1 protein-coding gene and 1 pseudogene are annotated in these 8266 nt (G+C 60.6%); both read left to right on the top strand.

The features are described from left to right. The first annotated feature begins 395 nt into the window (after positions 1-395). A pseudogene (locus HMPREF3047_RS10785) lies at positions 396-2142 on the top strand (ShlB/FhaC/HecB family hemolysin secretion/activation protein). A 68-nt stretch (positions 2143-2210) separates the two neighbouring features. Beyond that, the coding region (locus tag HMPREF3047_RS10790) for a two-partner secretion domain-containing protein (RefSeq protein ID WP_070714228.1) at positions 2211-8266 on the top strand (6056 nt) is incomplete at its 3' end.

Genomic DNA, 8266 nt, shown 5'->3' on the forward strand with positions numbered 1-8266 from the left:
TAAGTGCGCCTGTTGCTGCCTAAAAGGCGGATCGGATGCCTGATTATGGGGTGTCCGGGCAGGATTAAGGGGGTATTTGGGTAGAATTAGGAGTGATTGGGGGCGAAACAGCCGAAAACCTGTGTTTGGGTTTCGGTTGTCGAGGGAAGGGCTTTTTTGCAAAGGTCTCTAACAGTGTTTTACACAACAGCTTAAGAAAAATACGCCGGCAACATCTCAAACACCGCAACCCTTTCAGGCTGCCATAAGGCTTCACAGTATCATTCTTGAAATCTTCAGATACTGTAAACAGCGCCAGATATCTATAGATAAAGTTAAGACATTGACATTTTATCAATGATTTTGTAAAATTTAGTGAGTTTATTTTCAAGTAAAAATATACTGGGTTTAACATTATGTCCGCCATACACACCCATCTGAGTTTAGCTATTTTGGCAGCCTTTTCTTTTCAGGCTGCACTTGCCGATACCATTGAAGAAAGCGAATTCAGACGTCAGGAAATGCGACGCCGGCAGCAGGAGCAGCAGCTGCAGCGCGAAGTCGATGTGCGTTTGGAAGATACGCGGCAAAGTACGCTTACTCCGTCTGCAGCCGAATCGGCCGAATCCCCCTGTTTCCCCATTCATACCGTTACCCTGACCGGCGATGCTGCCGGCCGTTTTCAGTTTGCACTTAAAAAAGCCTTGAAAGAAACCGGCTTCCAATCCGGACAATGTTTGGGTGCGCAAGGCATCAACCGCATTATGGTTGCGGCACAAAACGCCGTTTATCGGCCGCGGCTATACCACTACCCGTATTTTGGCCGCACCGCAGGATTTAAACAGCGGAACTTTGGAATTAACCGTTTTGTCCGGCAAAGTGCGCTCGGTTCGCACTGATACTTCGCACAACGACCAAACCCGTGCCGCGCGCATTGCCGCCTTTCAAAACGAAATTCCGTTGAAAGGCGGCGATATTCTGAATCTGCGCCGTATCGAGCAGGGGCTGGAAAATCTCAAGCGCGTACCCACCGCGGAAGCCGATATTCAAATCGTTCCCGCCGATGCACCCGATGAAAGCGACATCATTGTTGCCTGGCGGCAGCGGCTGCTGCCCTACCGCCTGTCGCTCGGTGTGGACGACTCCGGCAGCAAAACCACCGGCAAATACCAAGGCAGCCTGACTTTCTCTGCCGACAACCCTTTCGGCTTAAGCGATCTGTTTTATCTGTCCTACGGCCGCCATCTGGGCCATACCGACACCCATACCGACTCCGAGGGCAAAAAAACCGCCGGCGGCACCCAAAGCTACGCCTTTCACTATTCCGTTCCTGCGGGCAACTGGCTGTGGAGCTGGAACCACAACTACTACCGCTACCACCAAGCCGTGGCGGGTATCAATGAAGTGTACGACTACAACGGCAAAAGCCGTGGCAGCGACATCGGATTTACCCGCCTGCTGTACCGTGATGCGCGGCGCAAGAGCCATATCGGCTTCAAACTGTGGCAGAAAGAAAACCAAAGTTTTATCGATGATGCCGAAGTCGAAGTACAGCGCCGTAAAACCGCCGGTTGGCAGTTGAGCCTAAAACACAAGGAATACATCGGCCGCAGCACTTTGGATATCGGCCTTGGCTACAAGCGCGGCACCGGCATGGCCGATGCCATTGCCGCCCCTGAAGAGGTGTTTGATGAAGGCACTTCGAGAATGAAGGTGATCACTGCCGACATCAGCTATAACCACCCCTTCCAAATCGGCCGGCAGCACTTCGTATATGACACCGCCCTGCATGCCCAGTGGAATAAAACCCCGCTGACGCCTTTGGACAAAATCGCCATCGGCGGTCGCTACACCGTGCGCGGCTTCGACGGCGAAAGCTCACTGTCGGCCGAGCGCGGCTGGTACTGGCGCAACGAAGCCGGCTGGTATTTTCAGGCTGCCCACCAGTTTTATCTGGCGCTAGACGGCGGCCATGTTTCCGGCGACTCGGCGCAATACCTGCTCGGCCAAACCCTAATCGGCGCCGCCGCCGGCCTGCGCGGCCAGTTCAAAGCAGGCGGCAGCCTGAATTACGACCTGTTTGTCGGCAAACCGATTAAAAAACCGCAAGGCTTTAGCAAACGTACCGCCGTTTTCGGTTTCAACCTAAACTATTCGTTTTAACCGGAGAAAACACGGGCACCGCCTGCATTTGGGCTGCCTGTTTCCCATTTCCACACGGACGCAAGAACATGAACAAACACTGCCATAAAATCGTCTTCAACCGCACCCGCGGCATCCTGATGGCCGTAGCCGAGACTGCCATCGGGCAGGGCAAAAGTCCCGGCGAGCGCTCAGGCGGAGAAACCGGTGGCGGTGACGGCAGCCTAAAAACCCGTTCAGGCTGCCGTTTGCATTTGGGCACGCTGACTTTCAGCCTGCTGCTCGGTTTCGGTTCGGCCCTGATTGTGCCCGCCGCCGCTGCCGACATCCAAGCCGACAAATCCGCCCCCAAATCCCAGCAGCCCGTCATCCTGCAAACCGGCAACGGACTACCGCAGGTCAATATCCAAACCCCCACCGCCCACGGCGTATCCGTCAACCAATACCGCCGTTTCGATGTCGACACGCGCGGCACCATTCTCAACAACAGCCATAAAAGCGTATCCACCCGCCAGGCCGGCTGGATACAGGGCAACCCCTTTCTCGCCCGCGGCGAAGCCCGTGTAATCGTCAACCAAATCAACAGCAGCGACCCGAGCCGGCTGAACGGCTATATCGAAATCGCCGGCCGCCGCGCCGAAGTGGTGATGGCCAACCCCGCCGGCATCCGCGTCGACGGCGGCGGCTTTATCAACAGCGCAGGTGCCACCCTGACCACCGGCCGTCCCATCCTGGCAGACGGCCGTTTCGACGGTTTGGACATCGGCAGCGGCCGTATTGAAATCGGCGCACAGGGTCTTGACGGGCGCGGTGCCGACTACACCCGCATTCTCAGCCGTGCCGCCAAGATTGACGGCGGCATTTGGGGGCAGGACGTCCAAGTGATTGCCGCCGCCGGCCAAACCGACGCCGCAGGCAGCCTGAAAGACGCCGCCGCACCCCGCACTCCGTCTTCATCCGCCCCCGTCTTTGCCATCGACACCGGCGCCCTGGGCGGCATGTATGCCGGCAAAATCACCCTGATTGCTGCCGATGCCGGCAGCGGCATCCGCAATGCCGGCAAGATTTACGCCGGTGCCGGCGGCGTGACCCTCAGCGCCGACGGAAGACTGGCCAACAGCGGCACCGTCGCCGCCCAAGACGGCGGCACCCTGCGTCTTAACGCCGGCCAAGCCGACAACAGCGGCACCCTTTACGCCCACGGCCAAAGCAGCATCGACAGCAAAAGCAGCCTGAACAACAGCGGCCGCATTCTCAGCACCGCAGAAAACCGCATCCGCAGCGCCCGGATTGACAACAGCGGTCAAATCGACGGCGGCCGTCTGGACATTGCCGCCCCCGTATTGGACAACAGCGGCCGCATCAGCCAAAGCGGCAGTCAGGATCTAGCCGTCGATACCGCCCGCCTGGCCAACAGTGGCCGCATCGGCCTGCCGGAAAACAACAACGGCAACAGTGGAAACAGTAGCGGCAACAACGGCGGAAACGGCAACAACAATGGTTCCCACTCCGGCAACAAGCGGCCGCCCGCCAATAACGGCAACGGCAATAGCGGCAACAGTCACGGCGGCCATACCCAAGTTCCCACTCCTGCCGACGGCCGCATCAGCGTCTCCGGCCGTTTGGACAACAGCGGCACCATCGAAGCGGGCGGCCGCACCGATCTGAACGTACACAGCGAACTGGCCAACAGCGGCCGCCTCACCCTCGGCAGCCTGAAAGCAGACGGCAGCCGTTTCGACAACCGCCAAGGCGACATTCTCGCCCACAGCGCCGACATTCACAGCAGCCACAGCGACAACCGCGGCGGCGCCCTGGCCGCAGGCAGCCTGAAACTGGATGGCACCCGACTCGACAACCGCCAAGGCGCCATCCGCAGCAACAGCCAAAGCGACATCCGCCTTTCAGACGGCCTGAACAACGAACAAGGCGAAATCACCACTGCCGGCAGCCTGAAACTGGCCGCCGACAACATCACCAACCAAGACGGCAGCATCTTGGCCGGACAGGACATCGGACTGGATGCCCGGGTACTGGACGGCAGCGGCACCCTGGCCGCTGGCCGTGATGCCGTCCTCAAACTCAGCGCCGACTTTGACAGCAGCGCAGACATCGAAGCCGGCCGCACACTCAGCATCGAAAGCGGCGGCAGCATCCGCAACCGCCACCGTTTGGCTGGCGGCCAAGCGCTCGACATCCGTGCCCGGCACATCGACAACCGCGCCGAAGGCAAACTGGTTTCCGGCAGCAATACCCGTCTTGGCGCCGACACCGTGGACAACCGCGGCCTGATCAACAGCAACGGCCTGACCCGCATTGATGCCGCGACTGCCCTGAACAACATCGGCAGCGGCCGCATCTACGGCAGCCGTCTCGCCCTGGGCGGCGGCAGCCTGAACAACCGCGAAGAACGAAGCGCAGACGGCAAAAACCAAGCCCCCGTCATTGCCGCACGAGAGCGGCTGGACATCGGCATGCGCAGCATAAGCAACACCGGCAGCGGCTTTGGCCGGATTGAAAACGGCCAAGTACAAACCGGCAGCGTCTCCAGCCTGATCAGCAGCGAAGGCACACTGCATATCGGCGGCCGTTTGAATGAGCGCCATCAGGCCGAAGGCAGGGCCGAGCGCCTGGAAAACCGCGGCGCGCGGATTGAAGCAGTGGGAGGCGGGCAGATTGCCGTTCAAAAACTGGACAACCTAAACGCCGGTTTGCGCACCGAAGAATATTTGGCCGACAGCCGCCGCCAAACTGCCTACACCTTTGCCGGCGAGCCCGAACGCTACATTGACGGCGAAGACGGCAACATGAGCCAATACCGAACCAATCTGGTCTTCCGTTTCAACGAGCAGGGCAGACAGAAAAGCGGCAGTACCGAACGCAAATTCGAACGCTCCGACGTATCGGCGGTACGCCGCTACCAATACAGCCTGAACCGTTACCGCCAACGTATCGTAGAAAGCCGTCCGGGCGAAATCCTGATTGGCGGCGACCTGAAAGCCGAAGGCGGAGAATGGCGTAACAGTGACAGCAAAATCCTGATCGGTGGCACATTGTCGGGGCTTTCCAAAGACAAGATTGCCAACCACGCCACCCAAGAGCAGCGGCGTCTGGAAGAAGTCGGCATAAGCGAACATGCGACCTTCGAAAGAAGCCATGGCCACCGAGGCAGGCATCATGTCTATTGGAGAGGTGGTTATGCTTACAACAACCCGAGCGTCAGCACCCACGATTTTGAAAACCAGCTGAGCGACATTCTGCAAAACCAAGGCAGCCTGAACCCTCCTGCCGGCCATGCCGCCGCAGCCGATGCCGCCACCGCCGCCGTTGCGCCACAACGCATTAAAAGTCCCGACGGCAGCTTCAGCCTGCCCGAAAGCAGCCTGTACACCGTCCGTCCCGACCGCCCCGGCTATCTGGTCGAAACCGATCCCGCCTATGCCGACTACCGCACCTGGCTGGGCAGCGACTACATGCTCAAAGCCCTGCAAACCGATCCCAACCGCACCCACAAACGGCTGGGCGACGGCTATTACGAGCAACGCCTGATCAACGAACAGATTGCCCGTCTGACCGGCTACCGCCGTCTGGACGGCTACCCGAACGACGAAGCCCAATTCCAAGCCCTGATGGACGCCGGCATCAGCTTTGCCCGCGCCCAGCAGCTGACCCCCGGCATCGCCCTGTCCCCCGAACAAGTTGCCCGGCTGACCAGCGACATCGTCTGGCTTGAAAGCCAGACCGTTACCCTGGCCGACGGCAGCAGCCAAAGCGTACTCGTACCCAAAGTCTACGTCCTCGCCCGCCCCGGCGATCTCAACAGCGCCGGCGGACTCATCAGCGCCGACGCCCTGCAGCTGGAAGCCGGCCGCATCGACAACCGCGGTACCCTTGCCGGCCGGCGCATCGTCGATCTGGCCGCCGGCGACATCAGCAACAGCGGCCGCATCGGCGGCAAAAACGTCATACTCGACGCCCAACAACAAATCGACATCACCGGCGGCAGCATCGAAGCCGAACGGCTGCTCAGCCTCAAAGCCGACAACATCACCCTCCAAAGCAGCACCGCCCAAAGCGGCGACTCGCACAACGGCCGCACCACCGTTGACCGTGTGGCCGGACTGTATGTCAGCGGCACAGAAGACGGCCAAGGCCTGCTCAGCCTCGAAGCAGGGCACGACATCAAACTGAACGGCGCCCGCCTGGCCAACCGCGCCCGCGACGGCCACAGCCAAATGATTGCCCGCGAAGGCAGCGTCACACTCGGCACCGTCCGCACCGAAAGCCACGAAAGCTACGGCGCGGCAAACGACAAAAACCACCGCCACATTCACCAAAGCGCCGAAGCAGGCAGCCGCATCGAAGCGGCCGGCAACATCACCGTATCCGCCGGTAAAGAGCTCAGCATCCGCCAAGGCCAAATCGACAGCCAAAACGGCCGCACCACCCTGGCCGCCCAAGGAAACATCGACATCAGCGAAGGCAGCCGCACCCTGGATTTGGACGAATCCACCTACAGCAAAGACCGCAGCCTGACCGGCAGCAAAAGCCGGCTGGACCAATACCGGCGCCAACACGACGAAGCAGCCGGCAGCGTGATTACCGGCCGCGAAGTCAGAACGGCTTCCGGCGGCGACACCCGCATCCGCGGCAGCCAAGTCATCAGCGACGGGCAGACCCTGGTGACCGCTGCCGGCGAAGTGCGCGTTGATGCTGCTCAGAACCGCTACCAAGATTGGGAAAACCACGAGCGCAAAAAGTCCGGCCTCACCGGTAGCCTGAAAAACGGCGTAGCGATGGCCGGTTACGGCAAGACCCAAGAAAACCTGCAGCAAAACAGCGTATCGTCTGCCGTAGTCTCCTCGCAGATAGGCAGCCTGAAAGGCGATACCACCGTAGCGGCGGGCGGCAAACTGAGTACCGAAGCCGCACAGCTGTATGCCGGTGGCGATCTGAAGCTGCAGGGGCGCGAAGTTTCCCTTGACGAAGCCTATAACCGCAGCGAACAGCACAGCCGGACACAGCGTAAACAAAGCGGCTTCTCGATCGGCATCACTTACGACCCCTATACCGCCGGTAAAAATGCCTGGGACAAAGCCATGCAGGGCGGCGGGTACAGCGACAGTATTGTTGGCAACTGGATGCAGCGCAGCAGCGCCTCGGCCAAAGCCAGCCAGGCGGCGGGCACGCCTGTCGTGATCAGCGGCGGCCGCAGCCGCAGCACGCAGACGCAGGATAGCAGCAGCACCGAAGCCGTCGGCAGCTCGCTGACGGCCGGCCGCCATCTCAGCATCCGTGCCACCGAAGGCAGCATCGAAGCCAAAGACGCACAAATCTCCGCCGAAGGCGATGCCCTGCTGTATGCCAGCGACGATATCCGACTGCTGGCCGCGGCCGACAGCCGCCGGCAAACCGGCAGCAGCAAGCGCAGCGGTTTCTCCATCGACAACCGCGACCATATCACCCCCTTCGGCACCTTTAACGATCAGGGGCAGGCTGCGGGCGAGATCGGCAGCATCAGCGGCAGCACCCTGTCCGTGGGCGGTAAAACCCGTCTGCTTGCCGAAAAAGGCAATATCGCCGTCAGCGGCAGCAGTCTGGTCTCCCAAGACGACCTGCTGCTTAAAGCCGGCGGCGACATCGACATCCGCGCCGCCGAACACCGCCAAAGCCAGAGCGAGCGCCAAGTTTCTTCGGGCATCGGCAGCGCCGTCATATCCGATACCGAGCACTTTAGCGGCTGGATGAAAAACCGCCGCGAGAGCGAAGGCGAAGAAACCCGGCAGACCGCCAGCCAAATCGGCAGCCTGAAAGGCAGCGTGCGGATAGATGCCGGCGGCGCCTACCGCCAAACCGGCAGTGATGTTGCCGCCGCCCGCGACATCGACATTGCCGCCCAAAGCGTTGATATCCGCACCGCCGACAACCACGGCCGCAGCCGCCAGAGCGAGCGCGACCTTAAAATCGGCACCTTCGCCAAAATTTCCTCGCCGCTGATCGATTTGGTCAACGCTGCCGAGGGCGCAGCCAAAAGCAAAGCCGACGACCGCACCCGCGCCCTGCAGACCCTGGCCGCCGGCGCCCAAGCCTACCAGCTGGCCGATTCCGTCGGCAAAGTGGCCGACGCCGTCAAAAACCAAACCGG

The sequence above is a fragment of the Neisseria sp. HMSC075C10 genome (assembly GCF_001815615.1).
GTDB classification, from domain to species: domain Bacteria; phylum Pseudomonadota; class Gammaproteobacteria; order Burkholderiales; family Neisseriaceae; genus Neisseria; species Neisseria subflava_A.